Raw genomic sequence first — 21,421 nt, 5'->3', positions numbered from 1 at the left:
ATATTGACAGTTTATACAAAAGAAGTAGTAACTACTATCTCATATATGATCGGAGTCCGCAAGGATATTCTTGAAACTCATTTTGCCGAGTGCAGTGAGCTTCTGGGCAAACTTTATGCCGACCGTAGCGCTACCGTAATTCGATATTTGTGCAAGCTGCGGACGACCCTTATGCAGAAATTCAAGAAAACAGACACAGCCATGCACTATGATCTTAAAAATCTTCACACTCTGGAATGGTACGACCACGACAACATCAAGCAGCTTGAAAAGTGGGGGTTCACGATTATTCAGGCAAATTACCGTTCTGAAAAATATATGACGGATCTCACAAAGCTGATAAACGAAAATATTGATAAGTGCTCACACCTATTTTACGATTGGGTGAACTGGGATTATATCCGAGATCTGTTCTATATACCAAAGTACCAGCGCCCGCAGGTGCTTCGGGACGAGTTTGCAAAGTACATGGCGAACATAGAACATTACCCGTTTCAAATGTTTATACATTGGACACCGGAAGATCGGGGAAACATAATTTACACCGACAGAAAATTTCTAAAATTAGTTTATGAGCAGCACGGCGATATTTTTTCCGACTACACGAAATACCGTGATGCAGACGATGAAACACGAAATAATATTTACGAATTTATTGATGATTCAGCCAAAACGGCTATTGCCGTTGACTGCGAGAATTCAAACCCCTTCAAGCTGTATAGTGTTCTGAAAGGCTTAAATCAGGACGAATTAGCCAAGATTGAAAAAATAACGCTCTATGACGATCCGAACACTACCGCAGGCTGGGACTGGCTCTCAAAGTTTACGCAGATACCCACCGAGCATATCGAGATAGAGCGAGTATCCGACAGGAAATCCCTTGTTGACGTGCGAATGACCGCAAGCGTTGTCACGGACTTTTACCGTGATGGCATAACATCGTTCATTATCGTTTCGAGCGATTCCGACTTTTGGGGACTTATCGAAAGCCTGCCGAACGCCCAATTTCTTGTAATGTATGAGTATGAAAAGTGCGGTTCGGCAATAAAAGAAGCACTGTCACAGCATGGTATCTATTACTGTGCGATAGACGATTTCTGTTCCGCAGGTACGGAGGAAATGAAAAAAGCGGTGCTCTTTGCCGAGCTTGAAAAGCATTTTCCTACGCTTATCGGTCAGAATCCCATGGAGCTTACTCAGCAGATATATGAAGCCACAAGGGTCACGGCTACCAAAAAGGAAATGGAGAATTTCTGCAATCGGTATGTCAGAAATTTGAAGCTGAAGGTTGTTCAGGATAAATTTGTGATTGAAATTCAAAGGTAAGAAAGGACGGTCGGCCGGATTAGCGGTTGACCGTTTCTTACAACAGTGAATAATACTACGATTCCTGCATTATCAAAGATCGATTTTATCCGAAAAATCGGAATTGATAACATAGTATGCCGCCTTATCCTCCGGCTTAACATAAATATCGACCGTCTTAATCTTGCCATTGAATTTGTCCTTGTAATCGGCTTCAACAGCTTTCTTTATTTCGGAAATATCGTATTCATCACTGCCGAGCTGGAGCTTGATGATCTCCTTCGGTGCTGCCGCAGTCGTTGCTGTCTTGGCAGTCTTTTCGGTGCTGCTGGTTGTAGTTTTAGCTTTTCCTGCTGAGGACTTCTTAGCAGGAGTTCTCTTTGCGGCAGGCTTCTTTGCAGGCTTTTCATCAACAGGTGCAGCAACTTCTGCAACATTTTCTTTGACAGGAGCCTTCACGGTTTCATTTACAGTCTCAGCAACAGATGTTGTTACTGTTTTCTTCTTTCTTGGCATGATGATTACCTCCAATGGTTATAGTCTGTACTATAATTATATCGTATCAGCGGCGGTTTGTCAACTGCTTATGAAACTGCTCACCCAATTTCTCCTCTGGAAATGACCGTATTTTGTCGCACAAGCACTCTGATTGGTCAAGCTGACCGCATATTTGTCAGGGCAGCGAATGCTCCCGCAACCGTGGTGTTTCACATATATAGGAACCTGACAAATAAGGCGGTCTATACATGATAGGTTACTGATTATTCAGATAAATTTAGTGTGATATGCTACAATAGCTACCCCGCACCAATCATCGTGATACGGGAGCCATTTATGTTTTTTTGTGAATTTCTCAAAATATTCTCATTGGAGAAATGAGGAATCTTAATTAATCCCTATCCTCTTTATGAATGATCTCCCCATTATCCTTCCAAATCGAATCAGCAGGCACAACGCCCCTTACACAGGAAGTCGGATAAACATTACTATGTCTACCAATTACAGTACCCGGATTGCATACCGCATTACAGCCTACCTCAACATAGTCGCCTATCATAGCACCATACTTCTTTATGCCTGTCTCGACTTTTTCGCTACCGTCACGGACTATAACATTCTTCTTGTCGGACTTCACATTCGACGTGATGGAGCCCGCACCCATGTGGCTGAAATATCCGAGAATACTGTATATACCGCCCACACTGCCACAGCTGCACGGATATTTTGCCACATCTCGCCGCTGACTGCCCACGGGCACTGCCCGGCAAGAAAAGAGCCTGCCTGAAACCATTAACTGACCCGCCCCCTGTCAAATAGACAGTGTAAAAAACAAAAATATTCTATGTTGTGACCAAAAGCAGTCTGTGCAATATGTGCAGGCTGCTATTTGTTAGCAGTAATTGGCATTTCACTTTCGTAGTGAGGAGCGTAGCGACGAACGAAGAAAGTGAAATGCCGCGGCGCCCGGTCACGCAGCATACGCCCGGTGAAACTCCATCGGTGTCATGCTGTTCAGTTTGATTTGATACCGACCAGTGTTGTAGTATCTGATGTATTCTTCAATCGCTGCGATCAGACTGGTTTTATCTGTAAACTTACGAAGGTAGTACATCTCGGATTTCAGAACGCCCCACCAGCCTTCCATCGGTCCGTTATCTATGCATCTTCCGACTCGGGACATACTCTGTATCATTCCTGCATCTACAAGTTTTTTGTGAAATGTTTTGTTGGTATACTGAAAACCTCTGTCACTGTGGAAGATCGGGTGGGCATCAGGATTGTGTTCTATCGCTTCGTCAAATGTGGAAAATACAAGATGATTGTTATTGCTGTCACCGATTTTGTAAGCTACGATGCGTCTGTCATAAAGATCCAGAATTGCACTCAGATACAACTTCTTGATGACCGAACCGACATAGTATTTGAACTCTGTCACATCGGTGAGCCACTTCTCATTCGGCTTATCTGCGTGGAAATCTCTGTTCAGAATATTCTCCGCTGTGATCTGCGGTGTTGACGGAATATATGTATTCTTCTTGACACGGGTGACTGATTTCAGATGAAGAATCTGCATTAATCTGTAAATCCGTTTCTTGTTGTAATGCACGTCATGCTCACGGTTGATTACGACTGTCATCTGACGGTACCCTAAGATACCATTGCGTTCTTCATAGTGTTGTTTGATCCATTCTACAAGCTGTTCATTGACTTTCTGGCTTAAACTCTGCTTCCTTTTCAGCCATTTGTAATATGCAGAGCGTGCGACGTGAACAGCAGCACAGAGCTTCTGAATCGGATAATGCTCTGCTTCATTCATGTATCTGATCGCAATATACTTGTCCTCGTTTCGTACTCCGCTCAGTGACCACCCCCTTGAAGCTCCCTGAGTTTTTTTAGCAGCTTATTCTCCATTTCCATATCTTTCAGCTTGGCTTGCAGTATCTTGTTTTCCATACGAAGCCTGTCTGCTTCTGTGAGCGCATCTTCCGACTTTGCCTTGCCACGTCGGTCTGTGAGTCCCTCCACTCCTTTTGCTTCATACTTGCGTACCCAGGAATAGATCTGCTGATAGGATACGCCGTATTTCTCCATCGCAAGCCCATAATCCTTGCCGTTCTCAATGCAGAACGCTACGATCTCCGCACGTTCCTCCTGTGTTGTTTTTCTGCCTTTGTTCATGGTAATTCCTCTTTCCGAGCGTGTGCGCTCTTTAAAGTCCTTACCGCTATTATAACATGAAATCCACTTTCTTAAAACACTTGTGGATGAAATATGATACTTTCGGCATATCTCTACTTGACTTCCTTTACAGTCAAGATATTCAGTTACTGCTTTCAACTTAGTTTTCGCTGAATACCGTTTCTTTGTATGGCTGATCCTGACCGATTCTATTCCATCTGTTTTTGCGAAAACTACCATTTGTCTAAACGTTTCTTTTGTAACCCCATATTTCTTGGCTATTGATGCATAGCTCCCTTTTCCTGAAAGATATTCTTGCACTGCTTGAATTCTTTCTTCATCTGTCAGTTTTCTTCGTGACATAAAATAACCCCCTAGAGTTTTTCACGATTTTTGTTTTTTCGTGTGTCTACTCTAAGGGGATTATATCAAACCAGACAGGCTCCCCGTTAAAGTTAATCAGATCTTTGGATAGTCTATCTCATTCTCATCAAGAATAGCCTTGAGCCGGTCGATATACTCATACAGCCTCTGAATCTCTATCCAGTTGCCATGACACAGATCATCAGCCTCTTCAAGCTCGTGACGGGTGAGCAGATAATCCTCCCATTTCAGGCACGTGTGATCCTTGCTGAAAGCACAGTAATCATTCATCACGGTTCAGCTCCTTCCGGAAGCCCATGACGTTTTCTCATGGATATTTCACCATCGATCATTACCGGATATGCGGTATTGATTATCCTGTCGATTATCGCATCGGATATCGGACTGTCGTTTTCGGGATCGGGATTTATGCGTTCGTACCAGCCCTCGGCATGGTACTGTGTGCAAAAAATCATCGACTTTTCGATCCTTGCTTCGATGATCTCCAGCAGATTGTAGGCATCATTCGGAGCAAGCTTGCGAATAAGCCATTCATCGAGGATCAGCAGATCAACCTTCCTGTAAGCCTTGATGACCTTGGCAAATTCCCCGTTTGTTCTTGCAATAGAAAGTTCATCAAGCAGCTCGGGAAGTCTTATGTAGCGCACCGACTTAAACTTGCGGCAGGCTGCGTTTCCAAGGGCGCAGGCAATATATGTCTTGCCATTACCTGATGCACCCATAAGGATAATATGCCTGCCCTCGTCAACATAATTGCAGGTCGCAAATCGAAGCATTTTGCCTTTGTCGAGATGTCTGTCCTCAATGTATTCAATACCTTCAATGGTTGCATTAGCATCGGAGAAATGAGCGTTCCTGATGTATCTTACGAGCTTGTTGTTCTGCCTGCGGTTCCATTCGGCATCAACAAGCAAAGATAGTCTATCCTCGAAACCAAGCTGTTTGTAGCTGTCGGCATCTTCAAGCTGACGTTCAAGCTCGGCAGCCATCGAATTCATCTTCATGGCTCTCAAACGCTCAATGGTGCTGTTGATCATTTGCTGCCACCTACCTTTCTCCAGTAGGCGGCACCGCGTGTGATGCCATATTTGTTTCTATCATCGGTCTTTTCCGTGGGCTTGTCAGGCTCTTTGTGTAACCGCCTAAAAAGCCCCCACCCTATCCAACGAAGTCCAAATAGACTAAACTAGAAGTAACTAAGGAAGTCTAACAGGAGATGATCAGAATGAATGAGATAGCAAAGGTAAAAAAGGAAGTTAAACTGTCGAAGTGGGCAGAAATGGTCAGACAGCGAAATGAAAGCGGGCTTACCGTAACTGACTGGTGCAGGGAGAATGGTATCAATCTCAAGACATATTATTACAGGCTGAAAAGAGTGCGGCTGGCGGTATGTAATGAGATCGAACAGCATGACATAGTACCTGTAGAACCGATCGCAGGAACAGAAATTACAGCAGAGAAAATAGAAATATCCGTAGGTGATGTGAAAATATTTCTGCCTGATGATTTTAATGAATCTACACTCAGACGGCTGCTGGGAGTACTGAGATGATCGGAGATATAAGCCGTGCAGAGCATGTCTACATCGTGTGCGGATATACAGATATGCGCAAAGCAATAGACGGTCTGGCTGCTATCGTTCAGCAGAATTTTCAGCTTGACGTGTTCTCGGGGAGCTTGTTTTTGTTCTGCGGAAAACGCTGTGATCGCATCAAGGCTCTGCTCTGGGAGGAGGACGGTTTTGTGTTGCTGTACAAGCGCCTGGAGAACGGTAAGTACAAATGGCCAAGGGATTCAAATGAAGCAAAACAGATAACCAGGCAGGAATTCCGTTGGCTGCTTGAAGGGTGATTATTCCGCGCTCCGGAAAACATCAATCCGCCGGAAGGAAAACATCGATCCACGGCAAGGAAAACGCCAAACCGCACAAGGAACGCAGTAATTCGCGCAAGGAACGCACTTCGTGTATAATATAGGTAGAGGCTATGCCTCGAATATACATGAAGGAGGCCATAAATATGGCGGACAAGATCAATGTGAAGCTCGTTCTTGAGCTTCGGCAGGCAAATATGTCGCAGAGAGCTATCGCAGCATCTAGGCATGCTGCGCTTGTAAATGTATACTATGAAAAGCGCGGGCTGGACAGAGATATGATCCTTACGCTCGGAAACTGCGGCTTTATTGAAAAGAACCAGCCGGTCGTGTTCAATGGGTTCACCGGTTCCGGTAAGAGCTACCTTGCGTGCGCTATCGGAAGGCAGGCTTGTATGCAAGGGTTCCGCACAAGATATATCCGTGTTCCCGATCTGATGCAGCTACTTAGTGAGGCATCGCTTGATGTACACGGCAGAGCCAAGCTCCTGAAAAAGTTCAGCGGCTACCGTCTGCTGATCCTTGACGAATGGCTGCTCAATGACATGACGGAGAGCGAACAGCACTTCATCTTTGAGCTGATCGAACGCCGTTACGACTGCACTTCCACGATTTTCTGCACGCAGTACAAACGTGAAGACTGGCACAGCCGATTGGGCGGTGGTATCCACGCCGATGCGATCATGGACAGGATCGTACATACTGCTGCGTGGGTGTACTCCGGTGACATCAATATGCGTGAATTGCAGGCAAAGGGGGCAGAGTCATAATGGAAGATTATTGCGCTTTCAGCAAGGATCATAAATGCCTGAAATGGGAGGATTATGAGCTGACCCGCCACGAACTGGAAGAGGCTGACCGCCTTTGTCACGGCAACTGGATCGAGATTCAGAGGCTGTATGCGTACATTGACGAGCTCAGATCCATCTTGGACAAAAATAACATTGATTATCCTGAAATGTGAGCAGCGTTCGCATTTGGCATGAGCCTGTCTGATAGTTTCAGATGAGCTCACTGCGGAGAGAACCGGCGAGACGCGCCGCCGTTTTCACTGCTTCCGCATCCATTCCGCTTCGCTCCATCCCAGCGGAAGCAGTGAAAACATTTATTCAGATATGACCTCATCGGGAAGTGCGTTCCTTGCTGCGGATTGATGCGTTCCTCGTTTAGGATTGGTGCGTTCCTTGTTTCGGATTACCGTTTTCCTTGTTGCGGATTGGTGCGTTCCAAGGGGCGAAATAATCAAAGGGCTGTCGATCGAGCAGAAGACAGCGATAAAACCGGCAAAAACAGGCTCGATATGCTGAAAATCCAACATAAAAAATGCACATCATTGTTGACAATATTTCTATGCCCGAAAGGTACGGTTTTGCTGGACTTTTCGGGCTTTTTGTGGTAAAATGTATACAGTGATATTTTGAGTTTTCGGAGGTGAGTACGGTGATAGAGAAAGGCAATATGACTGACGCAGAATACATCGCTATGCTTGAAAACGAGATCAAAAAACGTGACAAGAAAATTGATAAATTAGAAGTAGAGAATGAGTGCCTCCGAAAGGACAATCATATCTACCTGGAAGCACTGATACTCTCCAAACATCGAATATTCGGGAAATCGAGCGAGCATACAGTAGACGAAGGACAGCAATCCTTCTTCAACGAAGCAGAACAGGAATACGCTGAAAATCCCGAAGAACCTGTAAAAAAGACCGTCAAGGGCTATGTCAGAAAAAGCTCAAAGACCAGGCGTGATGAGATCATTAAGAATATCGATACTGAGATCATCACCTGCACTGTTCCGGAAAACGAGCAGATATGCCCTCGCTGCGGTTCACAGATGAAGGCCATCGGCAAGAAATACATTCGTGAAGAAGTTGAACTGATACCTGCAAAGCTGATCGTAAAGAAGTATTACAGCAATACATACAGCTGCAAGAAATGTGAGAAAAAGAATATGCCCGTATTTCTTCACGGACTTGTGCCTGCACCTGTGCTGCCGCATTCGCTTGCATCAGCATCAACAGTATCATGGGTGATCTACCAGAAGTATGTCAACGCAATGCCGCTGTATCGTCAGGAAAAGGACTGGGAACGCCTTGGATATGCGCTTTCAAGAACAACAATGGCAAACTGGATCATCAGGTGCAGCGAGGATTATTTCAGCCGATTTGTCGCAAGACTGAAAGAGGAAATGCTGAAAGAAAAAGTTCTGCACTGCGATGAGACTTACGTCAAAGTTCTCAGGGAAAAAGATGTTTCCGACAACAGCAAGCAGTATATGTGGGGATACCGCACAGGCAAGCTTTCCGCAAGACAGATAGTGATCTATGATTACAATAAATCGAGATCAGGAGATGTGCCGAAAGCATTTCTCGGAGACTTCAGCGGATACCTTCACACAGACGGTTATGCGGGCTACAACAAACTCACAAAAGTCACGCACTGCAATTGCTGGGCTCATGTTCGCAGAAAGTTCCACGAAGCCATTGTCGTGGACAACGAAGACAGCATAGCCAGGACAGGCAGAGACTTCTGCGACAAGCTGTTTGCGATAGAGGCGGAACTTGACAGACTTACAACCGAAGAACGTTTTAATAAGCGTCTGACGCAGGAAAAGCCTGTGTTTGAGGCTTTCTGGTCATGGGCTGAAAAGATAGCACCGACAGTTCTTCCGAAAACGCAGCTTGGAAAGGCATTTGAATATGCTTTCAAGAGACGGGAATTTCTCGGAAACTACTTCAAAGACGGTGACTGTGCGATCTCGAACAATGCCGCCGAAAATGCTATCAGACCTTTTACGGTCGGCAGAAAAAACTGGCTTTTCAGTGACACGCCTAAAGGAGCTAAAGCAAGTGCTGATATCTACAGCATCGTTGAAACTGCTAAGGCAAACGGACTTGATGTGTTCAAATATTTTGAACTGCTTCTCACTGTACTGCCAAGCATGGCGTTCCTGACAAATCCGGATATTCTGGAAGAACTCCTGCCTTGGAACGAATCTGTGCAGAAAATCTGTAAAGCAATATGAGTGATCCCCGAACCGAAGTTCGGGGATCTGTGTTTTGGTGGGTGGTGGGTTGTTGGGCGGGGACCTCTTTGTTGTTTTTCAGCAGCGTTGTTATCGTGCGTATCGAAGGCGAAGATGAGAACGCCAGCATACGCTCACAGGCGGCTTCAAGTTTCTTCTTTCCGTAACGCTTACCGAGCTTCGTGAGGCTGACACAAGACTTGTATCCTTGTTCGGGAACGCTTCCTGAGTTCAGGAAATACCTGACAACTTCTTCGGTTGCTCTACCGACACCAGCTGCCCATTCCTTGAACTGATCAGCATTGTAATTCAGATACTCGCGGTGATTCGCAGGCATATGCTCCTGCTTCACGATTGGCTGAACACTGTACTTTTCAAGGCGCTTGTGCGAAGTCATGCGGCTGCCTTTGAAATACACCTCGACCATATCTTTGGTCAGTCTGATCTGAACCTGCTCGCCAATAAGATCGAAAGGCACGGAGTATTTGTTCAAACCGTCCGAAATCAGATAATCATTCCCGACTGTCTGCTGTTTCCACACAGAGGGTTCATATCTGCGCTTCGGCAGCGGCAGCATGAATTCCTTTTCTTCGGAAAGATAGGCTTCTCTGCGGCAGCCGGGACGCTTCTGAAAAGGCTTTGTATTGACATATTCGAGGCGCTCGTCAACAGCCTCTCTGACCTCTGCAAAAGAGAAAAACTTACGCTCACGAAGTGCGGCGGTTATCCATGTTGTAGAGAATCCAACAGACTTTTCAACAAGTCCCTTATCCTGCGGCTTGCGAACACGTGCAGGCACAATAGCTGTGCCGTAATACTCGGCAAGTTCACGATAACTCTCGTTCAGCTGGGTCTCATAGCGAGTGTTAGCAGTTACACCTGTCTTGAGATTTAATGTAAAGAGGATGTTAATGTAAAGCTGAATAAAAATAGATCTAAAATCTAATGATTATAGGTATTCGACTTTACATTAATATGATATAATTGGATCAATCATAGAAAGGAGGAATTATCATCATGATTGATTCCAGTTACTCAATGACACTGTATGATGCAATCCAACTGTTTCAAAGACACATCATACAAAACTGCGGATCTGAATCCAAAACAGCACAGGCTTACATTCGGATCTCTAATGATTTACAGCGGTATGCTAAAGAAACGGATTTGGAGGTTTCTCCGGAAGATGTGATCCAAGAATACTATCGTATTATCGTCGGGGTCCCTGCATTTGAAGCTGTTCCGTCAAAATCAAAAGAACGTCGAGGAAGAGCTGTTCAGATGATTCTGGATATCCTTAATGGAAAAGAACCTAAGAGAAAGTATACCACCCATAAGCGTGATTGTCCCATTACGTACCTGAATGTCATCAGAAAATATGAAACTTTCATGAGAAATGACCAAAAGAGCGATGGCACAGTACGCACGAGATCCGGACGAATCACTGTGTTTTTTGCTTTTCTTGAGGAGTGTAAATGTACATCATTAGAGGGCATCACGCCGGAGCTGTTTGCAAGATTTGTATCGTCCCTCAATGATAGGTATTCATCACAGGGAAAAGCGTCCATTTTGTATACGTTAAGGAATTTCTTTTCCTATGATGAGTTCTCAGGAGCGCTATCTTTCGATCCGATTCCCTTTTTGACAGGGATTCATTCCGGAAAGCATGAAAGACTCCCATCCTTTTACACGGCAGAAGAAGTAAGGCGTATCCTGAATGCTGTCGACAGGAATACCCCATGGGGAAAAACAGTCTATCTTATGATGCTTTTGGCAAGTGTGTACGGTTTTCGCTCAAGCGATATCAAAGCAATGGTTCTTGACAATATAAACTGGAAAAATCGCACAATAAATATCACGCAGTACAAGACGCACAAAGAGATTTCCCTTCCCATGACAGATGAGATCCTTTTTGCACTCCTTGACTATATTAAGAATGTGCGTCCTGAGTCAGACTGTTCGAATGTGTTCATCCGACTTAGAAAACCGTACATTGCATACTCAATGAATGATCACTTTGGCGACAAGATATTACCGTTTTTTGAAATTGCCGGTGTTGATACAAAAGGTAAACATCATGGTCTGCATTCTTTAAGGCATAGTTTGGCAACAAACCTTTTGGTTTCAGGAACCCCGATAAATGAGATTGCTGTGATACTTGGACACACATCTGCGGCATCCACAAAAACTTATGTATGGTCAGATATAGAGCATCTCCGAGCAGCAGCATTGGAGGTGCCTAAAAAATGATCAATGACAAGGAATTTCTTAAATTTGAAGAAGGTTTTTTCAAACCATATTTTGAAAAATTCATAGAGTTCAAGCGTGGAAAAGGTGAAAAAGTTGCTCATTCAACCATGGTTCGCTTAAGGAAACTGAACAATTCGCTTAATACTTACTATGAACACCATATATCTGACCAGATGGTGGAGGAGTTACTGGCTCCTCGTGATGGATTAAGCGAATTAGAACGCCAATATCTTACAGCGAATCTCCGCCAGTTTTGTTCTTTCTTGGCGCTTCTCGGAATTGATGCGGTCATCGTCCCACGAAAATATATGCGAACGGTAAAGAGTGAATTTCGTCCGTACATTTTCAGCGACGATGAACTGCGCCGTCTGACTATTGCAGCCGACACGCTTCCTGCATCAAGAAAGTCGAGCTCGCATCAGCAGATATACCCAGTGCTCGTCAGATTACTTATAGGTACCGGAATGCGCATAGGCGAAGTCCTTGCACTGAAGCGGGCGAATGTTGACACTTCAAACGGTGTGATCAATGTTATCAACGGTAAAAATGGCGTTTCAAGATTTATTCCTGTATCCGACAGCTTGAAAGAAGTCCTATTTGACTATGCCAAGACTATAGATATGTCTGATGAGAATAGACCGTTTTTCACTTCCTCCTACACCGGTGGTCATCTTACATATGATGCTATGAAATATATGTTTCCAAAGATGTTTAAGACGGCAGGCATACACAAGTCAGATGGTAAGACGCCAAATATCCATTCTATCCGGCATACATTCTGCACCAAAAGTCTGGAAAAAATGTTGGAAAACGGAATGAATGTCTATACTGCTATTCCAATACTGGCGGCATACGTCGGACATGTGAATTACATAGATACAGAAAAATACATTCATTTCACAGAACAGGGACATACGGATTTCTTGCAGAAAGAATCATCCTTGGGGAGTCTATTCCCGGAGGTGGACAATGAGTGATAATTTATTCTTCTATATACAACGATATTTTATGTCTTACCTAATGAAACAGCATAATTACGGCCCTAATACTGTTTCATCATACCGAGACACCTTTAAGCTTTTGCTTAAATTTATGTCAGAATCCGGTAAAAGCATATCAAAGAAAACTGTTGATGAGATTGACTGCGATGTAGTACTCAAGTTTCTCTCTTGGCTTTCGAATGTCAGGAAAAATGGGGTGCCTACCCAAAATGTAAGATTGGCACATATAAAATCATTTTTTCGATATGTAATGATGATCTCACCTGAATACTCCGGGCAATGCAGCGAAATACTCAGTATACCATTTGCAAAGGAAGATAAAAGGCTTCCTGATTGTATGTCTACGGATGCTATAAAGCAAATGCTTTCATCGATCGACTCATCATCTAACGAGGGACTAAGGCATTTGGCAATCTTATCCCTTATGTACGATTCAGCTTGTAGGGTTCAGGAAATCATTTCACTAGATGTCAAAGACTTTCAGCCGGGTCAATGCTGCAGGATATATGTGCATGGTAAGGGAAATAAATATCGCACCATTCCGTTACTGGGAAAAACAGAAAAAATCATCTCAAAATATATCAGGCAATTCGGTCTTATGCAAGAGTCCCCAATGTTTTGCAACAGGAATGGTGACCGGCTAACAAGGCAAGGCATCCGCTACATAATAAGGAAATACTCTAAGTTGGCAAACGATACGGTTCCCGGTATTATAACCGGCTCTGTATACCCACATCGATTACGCCACAGTAAAGCCACACACCTTGTGGACAATGGCGTAAACATTTATAATGTCAGGGATTTCTTGGGACATGAGTCTGTTGCAACAACTCAGATTTACCTGTCAACGAATCCGGAAGTTATCAGAAAGGCTATCGAGACAGTAGCTGAGAAAACAGTATCAGAAAGCCTTGATTTCTTTTCAGACAAAGAAAAGGACGATTTGATTTCCTTCTTGGATTCACTAGGATAACACGCATTTGTTAATGTAAAGTAGGTCATGATGGAATGCCGATCAGACTTTCATTGAAACGGCCGACTTTACATTAACATCCTCTTTACATTAAATCTCTAATGTGAAGCTTTACATTAGAGATTATCCGGAACAAGAACCCTTGTTACGCCGCCGAAGTATTCATAAGCATGAACATGGCACATTAGCCAGTTCTCCTGCTTCATGTCTGTGCAGGCTTCGACATAGAGATAACTGCTGCAAGGAAGAGCCGCGACAAACAAATAAGCTTTGTACTCTTCACCCGTGATCGGATCGTAATACGGAATAGTTCCGCCCGCCCAATCCACCTGCATAGTGTCTCCGGGCTTGTGGGTTACGCGCATGGTCGCCTTCGTGACACGAGCCCAGCGACGGTATTTGTCACCAAACTGTGTACTCATGTAGGGCGTTTCACCATTGGCATAGGCACGCTCGCAATACTCGTTCCAAAGCAACGTGAGGGTCACGCCTTTCTTGGACAGCTCGCGGTGGATGTAGTTGTAGTTGATGGCAGCATAGGGTGTGATACCGCTTTTGCGTTCACCGTAGAACAGCTCATCAAGTACCTCATTGGTCACGTTGTCATCTAGCGGCCATGAGATGTTCAGTTCCTTAGCACGGTCAAGAGTTGCTTTGACAGTCTGATGGGAACTGTGGACACTTGACTCGATGCTTCTCTGGCTGAAGCCATGAGAATGCATCTCCAAGATCTTTCGATAGTTCGTCATATCCGAACCTCCTGTTATTCAAGTCACACATTGCTGTGTGCTGTGATAATTATACAGGATTTGGATATGTGCGGTCAACGTCCGGCGGCGTGCGGTTCAGAGTGCGGCAGAGTGCGGTTCCGAGTCCGTGCAGCTGCGGTTTTGGGGTCGGCATATACAGATATAGTTACCCTGCCGGTTCAAATTCAAATTTATTTTCGGGACAGCGTATCGGGGACTGCTGTATCAGAGCGGAAGATCTTGCACGGAGAGCAGGGAGATAAGAAAACAGCCGACCCGCGAAAGGTCGGCTGTACATAAGCTGGTTTTTGAGTTTTTTCGGTGAGGTCATTAAGACGCAGAACGTTCCCTGACCTTATGCACGAAAACGGCAAGCCCCTCCGAGTCGATGAACGGCAGGAAATGTCCGCCGTCAACATATTCAAACTCTTTATCGGGCGCGGTTATCATATCGAAATATTCCTTGGGCTGGTCGGGGTTGGACTGATAGTCTTTATTGCCTGTGCGAATGTAGACGGGCATGGGATACTCTGTGCGGGCTTTGAGCGAGAAATCCTGTATTCCGCCTATCCTCGGCTTTTCCTGCGAAGCGTCATATATGAATTTCTCATAAGCAGAAGGCATTTTGCCTGACGCGAACACCTTGATATAGCCGTAAAGGTCTTTCAGCGAATAGTACGGGTTGAAGAACATCGCTGCGAGGATATTGAGATCGCCGTCCTTCAGGATATTGTCATTCTGACAGTATTTTTTGCGGATAGCGGTGCTTTTGTCGATCTCCTCCTGCGAGAAAACAAGAGGGTCGTAGCTTTCGACGAGCTTGTGAAATTCGGCGTCGTCCTTTGACCATTCGAGCGCCGATTCTTTAAGCCTGATGTATATGTCCTGATAATCGACGACCTGACTTGTGCCGATATAGCATTCTACAAGCTCGGGGTGAGAAAGAGCGAAATCGCCGCCGTAAAGAGTTCCCCACGACGAACCGAGGACAGTGAGCTTTTCCTTTCCCGTTTTATCCAGGACGTATTTGGTGACCTCGTAAATATCCTCCCGCAGCAGCTCGGGCGTAACATAGCCGTCAAAGGGATATTTCATCTGACTTTTGCCCGCACCGCGCTGATCCCAGTTCACCACGGTGTAATCGTCCGCGAGCTTTCTGAGCACTGGATAATCAAAGCCGCTCGTCGCAATGCCGGGTCCGCCGTGAACATAGAGCATAACGGGGTTGCTTTTATCCCTGCCGTATATGCTTATCCATTGTTTCGTGCCGTTTATGTCAATGTACATTTCCTCGTTGATACCGCCCGAGGGCGTCAGCTTGTTTATCTGCTGTCCGATAAAGCGTACAATAAATATCAGCAGCACGAGCGATATCAGCACGATAAATATCCATTTGAATATCCCGAGTATTATCTTTACACATTTCATTGTCTGTTTCTCCCGTTTTGTATTTTATATAGAAGCATTTTATATTTTATCATCATCTTATTGTTTTGTCAAGTGTTATTTGTCATGAAAAAGAGAACCGCACAGGGCAGTTCTCCGAAATTATAGAAGTATTTATGCAGCTATCTCAAAGTTCTTTTCAAGCTGTTCTTTTGTTATCCTTACCTGTCCGCCCTCCGCCCAGTCCGCGAATATCTGACCGAACTCGTCGATGTACACGACTGTCGCTGTCGAGCCGATAGGGTTCTTGCCGTCGAGGTCTTTAATAAGTCTTATCTTTGTTCCGACACATATTTTCTCCATGATTTATAGCCTCCCAAAAGTGTTCTGCTGTTACACGCAGCTTTCTTATTATACTACTTTTAGAGGGAGGTGTCAAGCGGAAAATTTGAAACCGAAATGTTTGCCTGTGACTGTATCACCTCACACCAAACGAAATGTCCGTATATGCTCACGTTCCTGCGCTCCGCTTTCAAAATATCGGAGCAGTATATCCGCGCAGGCTCTGCTGTCGCTGTCCGCCTTGTGGTGATCGAGCGCAATACCATAATGCTCACAAAGAACGTTCAGCTTATGCGATATCCCCGGAAGCACTCTTCTGCCCATTTGCACGGTGCAGCAGTATTTCACGGTATTCTTCCATTCAATGCCGTATGCTTTAAGACACTTTTTCAGCACACCGAGATCGAATACGGCGTTATGCGCGGCAAGTACACCCGAAGACATTATCGGCTCGATCCTCTCCCAAAGCTCCGGAAAGGTAGGAGCGCCCGAGACCGTGTACTTGTTGATACCCGTAAGCTGTGTATTGAAGCGGTCGAAGTAGGTCTGCGGATCGACATATGAAAAATACTCCTCCGTCACGGCACCGTTTTCTATCACGGCGATACCTATCGCGCTCATTCGGTTGTTGTATCTGTTCGGCGTTTCCACATCGAAAACTATGTAGCGGTACATCTTCTCTCCCTTTCGTCAAGATACTTTTTGAGTAGCATCAGCTCTTCCATAAGGATACAGTGCTTGAAGCTGCCTGCTTTGACGCTCTCGACGCATTTGTCAAAGTCTATCCAGAGAACGCCGCTGACCTCCTCCTTTTGAAGAACGAGATCGCTCTCGTCAAGGTCTTTCCATAGGGCGTATATTTTTGACACCTGCCTGTCGTGAAACTCTTTGCCAAAAAAAAACATCGTCGGAGCAGATATAGCGTATCCCGCAGTATATCAGCTCATCGGCTTTCGCGGAAATGCCGAGCTCCTCTTTAAGCTCTCTGAGCGCGGAGGGTATGTAATCGACCCCCGCGGGTATATGCCCCGCGCTTGAAATGTCATAGCAGCCTGGGTAGGAAGCCTTGTTATCGGCGCGTTTTTGCAGAAGCACCTGTACTCTGCCGCCGCTTTCTCTGAATATCCACACATGAGCAGTCCTGTGCCGTATGCCATTGGCATGAGCGGTCACGCGGTCAACGGTCTCACCGGTGGGTTCGCCGTTCTCGTCAACAATATCGAGTATTTCAGCCATAGTCTCACCTTATTTCTTCCCGAACAGCCTTGCGAAAAATCCGCCGCTGTTCTGCTTGTTTTCACACTTGAATAGTTCCTCGCGGCTCATCTGCGGGGTCTTTATCACGGTATTACGGTCAAGATGGATATTCAACATATCATAGAAACCGAGCCCATTCTTGTACGCGAGCTCCTCAACAAGCTCGCAGGCTTTGTCCGCGGCAGACCACGCGAAGCCCATATAGATAAGGTCGTCGTCAATGGTGTAGTCGGTCAGCCTGCTTTCAAGCGCGGGGTCGTCAATGCTTTCAATATCGGGCGCAAACGGACCGTTCATAGCGGGATATTCCTTGATGATCTCCATGAAGAAATCAACAAGCGGCTGCGAGGTGCCTTTGATGTCAAGATAATCTCTGTCAGACTGCCATGTGCTTTTGTTGTAGTACCATTTCAGAAATTCGATAGGGTCTGTCGGGGCTTTGCTTTTGTCAAATACCATTAAGTCCGCGCTCATATATGCTCACCTCAAAGCGGTCGTTTATCAATAATACGAACTAATCGTCATACTCCGGATAATACTTGTTTATATCAGCTTGTTTCAGTCCGTTAAGATTTCCGTCTACATTTATCAGATGATCGTTAAAAAGAAACTCGACCGAAAAGCTTCCGTCGCAGAACATATCAATATATCTGATCTTCATTCCCGACGCAATTTCTTCCTTTGTGAAGCTGCTTTGCATAAGCTCGTTTGCGCGGTCGGCAAGCTGTTCGGCGGCGAATTTGCGAAACAGTTTGTCATTAGTCTCGCAATTTCGGCAGAGGTTTTCCATGTGTCTCAGTGCGTCCTCGACGGGAGAAAACTCATTTGACACAATGAACTTTATCTCCGTTCCGAGCCGGTTGAACGTACCGCGGTAGGCGGGGTATTCGTCAACGCTGTCAAGCACGCCGAAAAGCTCCGAGTTAAGATGAAGGCTGTCGATGTATTTCTGTATCACCTCGTCAATATAAGGCTCGTGTATATCGGCTTCGAGTATCTCTGTCAGATACAGGTTGCCTGTCCGCTTGAACGGTGTGGAAAACCAAGGCTTCATGGGCGGGAGACACTTTACATGATAGGCAGTTCGTTTCTTGAATAACTCCGCAAAGGCGTTTTCACGCAGTTCGTCTGCCGATAATTCCCACATAAGATGCGTCAGCATAGCTTCGCGCTCGCCCGTGTTCAGGTCGATGAAGCCGAGGATATGCATGGCGGCGATCGTCGTTCCGAAAAGAGTATCACTTATTTCCGCGCACTCGTCTCCGACAGCGATAAGATATTCGTGTGGCTCGGGCTTGTATTGTGTAAATCTGCATTCGGGGATAATACCTCCGCCGACTGTATACGGATAGTTCATAGCGTTTCCTCCGTTATATCCATTTCATCCTGCATGAGGTTATCATATCTCCGTTCCTGCGAATAATAAAGCTGTCCCCGTTCTCGTCGGAGAGCTTCTCGATATCGAGCCTTTCTCCCTCATACGACTGGCTCGCATAGTGTATCTCGAGCTGTTCGGGTTCGCGGGTCTTGAAATGCTCGACCGGGTAGGTGTTCAGCATGAAGCGGACATATTCGACGTTGTTCGTGTGATAGCAGTAATCCAGGCTCGTCGAGCGCACGGTCACGCTTTCGACAGGCTCTCCGCTTTTGGGCAGCCGCGAGAAATCAAGCCCGTCAAGCCGTTCCTCATGTACCATATCCGGATGGAAGCCGACCGCTTCTGTCTTGCAGATACGTGCGTTTTCAAGGTCTATGGCGCACAGCTCCGTTCTTGCGGCAAGCAAGATTTCCCCGCTTTCGGCAGTGACAAGCGTGTCAATATTCAGCTTTACCGAGGTGTGCTTAGATACCCAGCATTTCACATCGAATCTCTCCCGCCAGTCGGGGCGGCGGGCAAAACGGATATTGTTTTTGGAAATAAGCCACATGGCGTTATATTTCGCTTTGGTAACTATGCCGTCTATGCCGAGATCGCCCATAAGCTCGGTAACTGCGTTCTCCACAAGCTCATCGGCGGCGATCACCGACATTTGCAGCTTGCCGTCGCACATATTTCCCGCGACATAGCTTTGTTTCTGATATATCATAGGTTCTCCTTTATGTAATTTTGCGCGGCAGTTCATATATATGTGACCTTGTTCCCCGTTCTTTCAAGGGGCGTTCTGACAGGCAGACCGTCCTCGGTGTCGGCGTATCCGATAGCAAGCGCACCGTAAATACGTTCATTATCTTCAAGCCCGAGAGATCGTTCATATTCGAGCAGTGTTTCGTCCTCGTTCAGCCATCTGAGCTGATTAATCCAAACGCTGCCAAGGTCAAGCTCGTTTGCGGCTATCATCATATTTTCAAGAGCGCAGGCGGTGTCGGCTATGTTGTTGCCGTAGTCCTTTTTATTTGCAACGATTATAAGAGTGTCGGGGTCATAGTGGAACACGTAACCGCCCTTCTTCGAGGCTCTAATCGAATTTGCGACAGACTTGTACATACCTTCGGTTATCTCCTTTTTGTCGAAAGCCGCTTGCGCAAGCTCGGCAAGTTTGGCGAGAACTTCTTTCTTTCGCACTACAATGAAATGGCAGCTTTGCGAGTTACCACCGCTGGGAGCATAGCGCCCTGCATCGACAATCCAATTAAGTTTTTTCACCTCAACCCGCTTGTCTGAAAAACGGCGGGTGCTGCGTCTTGTCTTAATGGCTTCAAGAGTGTTCATGTGTCATTCTCCTTTGTTAGTTCGTTTATGCACCAAGAAAATCCCTTTGCAGTCCTTATCTCTGGCTCGGTGAAATGATTGCCCTCGTTCCATTCAAGGGTGGCACTTAAATTCATAGCCTTCAGCATTTCATACTGCCTTCGGATATTATCGCCTACCGCAGCCATAGTCTGATTGCGGTTTTTTTCCTCTTTCCTTCCGAGACTGAGGTATATGTTTTTTGCAGCAGGGGAGTGCTCTGCGATAAAGTCGAGCCACCTCGGAAACCATACCGAGGGTGAAACGCCTGCGACAGCAGTAAATCTGTCCGAAGTATATGCCGACCATAACGCAAACAGCCCGGCAAGAGAATATCCACCAAGAATGACTGGAATATTCTCTTTCAAGGAATATCGCTTTATAATTTCGGGAATGAGCGTGTCCTCAAGGTATGCGAGCGTTTCGCCTGCGTAGCTGCCAAATGGCTCTTTACCGAATACGGGTGGAGCGTTCCATGGAGAAAGCTCCTTGTTCCAGTTGTCTACTTCAAAGGCTGCGAAAATGGATGGAGTGTTTGTCAGAGACTTGATGTATTCGACCTCTTTATCAAGGTGTTCACGCTCATGTTCGCCTGTGGGCTGTATCAGTAGATATTTGGGAGCAGGATCGAAGTAAACGGTGCATGGTCTGTTGCCTATTATAATAGTATTTTTTCTTCTAGTGCTGTTCATAGCCTTTTCTCAAACCTGAACATACCGTCCGGAAATTGCTCGTCAATATCGTGACTGCTTTCTTCAGGGTCGTGCGGGTCGGGGTGATGACTATTGTAAAATTCCACAATATGAAATCCGCAGCGGTTAACATAGAAATGGATATTTCGAGTTTCAAAATACGGCGTCACTGTTTCCCACACGGTCACTTGCGGGTACATTCTTTCGACCTCGCACCACGCGGCATAGCCTATGCCTTTTCTGTGAAATTTAGGAGAAACGAACAGTATCTCAAGCTCGCCGTGACTGCCGTCAACGGTCAGTATCAGCCCGCCTACCTTTTCACGCCCTTGCATGATACGGTAGGCTATACCGCCGTCGATGCTTTCCTCTATCGTCTTTTGGGATATTATATCCTCGCCGTTCTCAAAATGGTCGTCGCGTCTGCCGAACTCTTCAAGAGCGCCATAATTGAACGCTTCTTGATTGTCCTTTATGAACTGCTCGCGGTCGGTGCTTTCAAGCGGGATGAGAATAATCTTATTATCGGTCTGCATATTGTTTTTCCTCACTATATTTGCTGCAAGTATGTCATTTTTTCTTTTTTTCCCTTTTCGTATCTTGATTATTTATCTTCACAATCCTAAGCATATTATATCATGTCAAAGCGGAATAGTCAATCAAATTATCAAAAAAGCCTTGTCCTGTATAGGAAAAGGCACTAAAAAACTAAAAAAATATCGGTTTTACGATTTAAAGTGTTGACAAATCGTTCGAGATGTGTTATACTATTATTA

27 protein-coding genes and 1 pseudogene are annotated in these 21,421 nt (G+C 45.5%); 9 read left to right on the top strand and 19 right to left on the bottom strand.

The features are described 5' to 3' along the window. Positions 1–3 precede the first annotated feature (3 nt). Positions 4–1,326 carry an NYN domain-containing protein gene (locus RUMAL_RS19340; RefSeq protein WP_013483777.1) on the top strand — a complete coding sequence of 441 codons (1,323 nt, stop codon included), beginning with the start codon at positions 4–6 and terminating at the stop codon, positions 1,324–1,326. Between the two features lie 72 nt (positions 1,327–1,398). Here RUMAL_RS19340 and RUMAL_RS21075 read toward each other — a convergent pair whose 3' ends face one another. The 6 genes and pseudogenes from RUMAL_RS21075 to RUMAL_RS19310 all read right to left on the bottom strand — a co-directional run bounded on the left by RUMAL_RS21075 (position 1,399) and on the right by RUMAL_RS19310 (position 5,405). After that, positions 1,399–1,821 carry a DUF6465 family protein gene (locus tag RUMAL_RS21075; protein WP_013483776.1) on the bottom strand — a complete coding sequence of 141 codons (423 nt, stop codon included), beginning with the start codon at positions 1,819–1,821 and terminating at the stop codon, positions 1,399–1,401. Positions 1,822–2,194: 373 nt separating this feature from the next. Then, positions 2,195–2,491: pseudogene (locus RUMAL_RS19330) on the bottom strand (LbetaH domain-containing protein); the annotation flags it as partial. 282 nt (positions 2,492–2,773) lie between these two features. After that, on the bottom strand, positions 2,774–3,667 hold the full coding sequence (locus RUMAL_RS19325; protein WP_272868113.1) for an IS3 family transposase: 894 nt from the start codon (positions 3,665–3,667) through the stop codon (positions 2,774–2,776). Then, on the bottom strand, positions 3,664–4,347 hold the full coding sequence (locus RUMAL_RS19320) for a helix-turn-helix domain-containing protein (protein ID WP_013483332.1): 684 nt from the start codon (positions 4,345–4,347) through the stop codon (positions 3,664–3,666). The genes RUMAL_RS19325 and RUMAL_RS19320 overlap by 4 nt, the downstream gene beginning before the upstream one ends. A 96-nt stretch (positions 4,348–4,443) precedes the next feature. After that, on the bottom strand, positions 4,444–4,638 hold the full coding sequence (locus RUMAL_RS19315) for a mobility-associated LCxxNW protein (RefSeq protein ID WP_013483775.1): 195 nt from the start codon (positions 4,636–4,638) through the stop codon (positions 4,444–4,446). Continuing rightward, positions 4,638–5,405: an ATP-binding protein gene (locus RUMAL_RS19310; RefSeq protein WP_013483774.1), complete on the bottom strand. Its 768-nt coding sequence runs from the start codon at positions 5,403–5,405 to the stop codon at positions 4,638–4,640. The genes RUMAL_RS19315 and RUMAL_RS19310 overlap by 1 nt, the downstream gene beginning before the upstream one ends. 188 nt (positions 5,406–5,593) lie before the next feature. Here RUMAL_RS19310 and tnpA point away from each other — a divergent pair, with 188 nt between their 5' ends. The 5 genes from tnpA (at position 5,594) to tnpC (ending at position 9,267) form a co-directional block, all read left to right on the top strand. After that, entirely contained in the window at positions 5,594–5,920 is a 327-nt protein-coding gene (gene tnpA / locus RUMAL_RS19305) for an IS66 family insertion sequence element accessory protein TnpA (protein ID WP_013483773.1), read from the top strand. Next, positions 5,917–6,219: an IS66 family insertion sequence element accessory protein TnpB gene (gene tnpB, locus RUMAL_RS19300; RefSeq protein ID WP_013483772.1), complete on the top strand. Its 303-nt coding sequence runs from the start codon at positions 5,917–5,919 to the stop codon at positions 6,217–6,219. Before tnpA ends, tnpB begins: the two co-directional genes overlap by 4 nt. A gap of 167 nt (positions 6,220–6,386) precedes the next feature. Further along, positions 6,387–7,010 (top strand): ATP-binding protein, encoded by a 624-nt coding sequence (locus RUMAL_RS19295; RefSeq protein WP_013483771.1) that lies wholly within the window; start codon positions 6,387–6,389, stop codon positions 7,008–7,010. Then, positions 7,010–7,204 (top strand): mobility-associated LCxxNW protein, encoded by a 195-nt coding sequence (locus tag RUMAL_RS19290; RefSeq protein ID WP_013483754.1) that lies wholly within the window; start codon positions 7,010–7,012, stop codon positions 7,202–7,204. The genes RUMAL_RS19295 and RUMAL_RS19290 overlap by 1 nt, the downstream gene beginning before the upstream one ends. A gap of 476 nt (positions 7,205–7,680) precedes the next feature. Further along, entirely contained in the window at positions 7,681–9,267 is a 1,587-nt protein-coding gene (gene tnpC / locus RUMAL_RS19285; protein WP_013483770.1) for an IS66 family transposase, read from the top strand. Here the strand turns inward: tnpC and RUMAL_RS19280 are convergent. Beyond that, a complete protein-coding gene (locus RUMAL_RS19280) occupies positions 9,167–10,066 on the bottom strand; it encodes a Mu transposase domain-containing protein (protein WP_043551190.1) in 900 nt (299 codons plus the stop codon). The genes tnpC and RUMAL_RS19280 overlap by 101 nt on opposite strands. A gap of 239 nt (positions 10,067–10,305) precedes the next feature. Between RUMAL_RS19280 and RUMAL_RS19275 the strand changes: the two genes are divergently transcribed. From RUMAL_RS19275 to RUMAL_RS19265, 3 genes are read left to right on the top strand one after another with little or no spacing between them, the layout of a single operon-like run. Further along, entirely contained in the window at positions 10,306–11,517 is a 1,212-nt protein-coding gene (locus RUMAL_RS19275; RefSeq protein ID WP_242843424.1) for a tyrosine-type recombinase/integrase, read from the top strand. Beyond that, complete coding sequence (locus RUMAL_RS19270; RefSeq protein WP_013483768.1) at positions 11,514–12,494, top strand: tyrosine-type recombinase/integrase; 981 nt, start codon at positions 11,514–11,516, stop codon at positions 12,492–12,494. The genes RUMAL_RS19275 and RUMAL_RS19270 overlap by 4 nt, the downstream gene beginning before the upstream one ends. Continuing rightward, positions 12,487–13,491 (top strand): tyrosine-type recombinase/integrase, encoded by a 1,005-nt coding sequence (locus tag RUMAL_RS19265; RefSeq protein ID WP_013483433.1) that lies wholly within the window; start codon positions 12,487–12,489, stop codon positions 13,489–13,491. The genes RUMAL_RS19270 and RUMAL_RS19265 overlap by 8 nt, the downstream gene beginning before the upstream one ends. A gap of 116 nt (positions 13,492–13,607) precedes the next feature. On the opposite strand, the gene RUMAL_RS19260 is transcribed toward RUMAL_RS19265, so the two are convergent. From RUMAL_RS19260 to RUMAL_RS19210, 12 genes are all read right to left on the bottom strand, one after another. Next, positions 13,608–14,240 (bottom strand): DDE-type integrase/transposase/recombinase, encoded by a 633-nt coding sequence (locus tag RUMAL_RS19260; protein WP_043551207.1) that lies wholly within the window; start codon positions 14,238–14,240, stop codon positions 13,608–13,610. 330 nt (positions 14,241–14,570) lie between these two features. Next, entirely contained in the window at positions 14,571–15,668 is a 1,098-nt protein-coding gene (locus RUMAL_RS19255; protein WP_013483767.1) for an alpha/beta fold hydrolase, read from the bottom strand. 132 nt (positions 15,669–15,800) lie between these two features. After that, positions 15,801–15,989, bottom strand: a complete 189-nt coding sequence (locus tag RUMAL_RS19250; RefSeq protein ID WP_013483766.1) for a DUF4314 domain-containing protein — start codon at positions 15,987–15,989, stop codon at positions 15,801–15,803. Between the two features lie 120 nt (positions 15,990–16,109). Beyond that, positions 16,110–16,643, bottom strand: coding sequence for a 3'-5' exonuclease (locus RUMAL_RS19245; RefSeq protein ID WP_013483765.1), 534 nt, complete (start codon positions 16,641–16,643; stop codon positions 16,110–16,112). Then, positions 16,628–16,837: an NUDIX hydrolase gene (locus tag RUMAL_RS22880; RefSeq protein WP_336470128.1), complete on the bottom strand. Its 210-nt coding sequence runs from the start codon at positions 16,835–16,837 to the stop codon at positions 16,628–16,630. The genes RUMAL_RS19245 and RUMAL_RS22880 overlap by 16 nt, the downstream gene beginning before the upstream one ends. Continuing rightward, positions 16,803–17,204: an NUDIX hydrolase gene (locus RUMAL_RS19240; RefSeq protein ID WP_336470127.1), complete on the bottom strand. Its 402-nt coding sequence runs from the start codon at positions 17,202–17,204 to the stop codon at positions 16,803–16,805. The genes RUMAL_RS22880 and RUMAL_RS19240 overlap by 35 nt, the downstream gene beginning before the upstream one ends. Before the next feature lie 9 nt (positions 17,205–17,213). After that, positions 17,214–17,699: a hypothetical protein gene (locus RUMAL_RS19235; RefSeq protein WP_013483764.1), complete on the bottom strand. Its 486-nt coding sequence runs from the start codon at positions 17,697–17,699 to the stop codon at positions 17,214–17,216. A 40-nt stretch (positions 17,700–17,739) separates the two neighbouring features. After that, complete coding sequence (locus tag RUMAL_RS19230) at positions 17,740–18,582, bottom strand: DUF2262 domain-containing protein (protein ID WP_013483763.1); 843 nt, start codon at positions 18,580–18,582, stop codon at positions 17,740–17,742. Positions 18,583–18,595: 13 nt separating this feature from the next. Continuing rightward, a complete protein-coding gene (locus RUMAL_RS19225) occupies positions 18,596–19,312 on the bottom strand; it encodes an acyl-[acyl-carrier-protein] thioesterase (RefSeq protein ID WP_013483762.1) in 717 nt (238 codons plus the stop codon). Between the two features lie 32 nt (positions 19,313–19,344). After that, on the bottom strand, positions 19,345–19,935 hold the full coding sequence (locus RUMAL_RS19220) for a nitroreductase family protein (RefSeq protein ID WP_013483761.1): 591 nt from the start codon (positions 19,933–19,935) through the stop codon (positions 19,345–19,347). Beyond that, complete coding sequence (locus RUMAL_RS19215) at positions 19,932–20,645, bottom strand: alpha/beta hydrolase (protein ID WP_013483760.1); 714 nt, start codon at positions 20,643–20,645, stop codon at positions 19,932–19,934. Before RUMAL_RS19215 ends, RUMAL_RS19220 begins: the two co-directional genes overlap by 4 nt. Continuing rightward, on the bottom strand, positions 20,642–21,181 hold the full coding sequence (locus RUMAL_RS19210) for a GNAT family N-acetyltransferase (RefSeq protein WP_013483759.1): 540 nt from the start codon (positions 21,179–21,181) through the stop codon (positions 20,642–20,644). Before RUMAL_RS19210 ends, RUMAL_RS19215 begins: the two co-directional genes overlap by 4 nt. Positions 21,182–21,421 lie beyond the last annotated feature (240 nt).

The sequence above is a fragment of the Ruminococcus albus 7 = DSM 20455 genome (genome assembly GCF_000179635.2).
Classification (GTDB): domain Bacteria; phylum Bacillota; class Clostridia; order Oscillospirales; family Ruminococcaceae; genus Hominimerdicola; species Hominimerdicola alba.
This window is presented reverse-complemented; position numbering and strand designations above follow the sequence as displayed.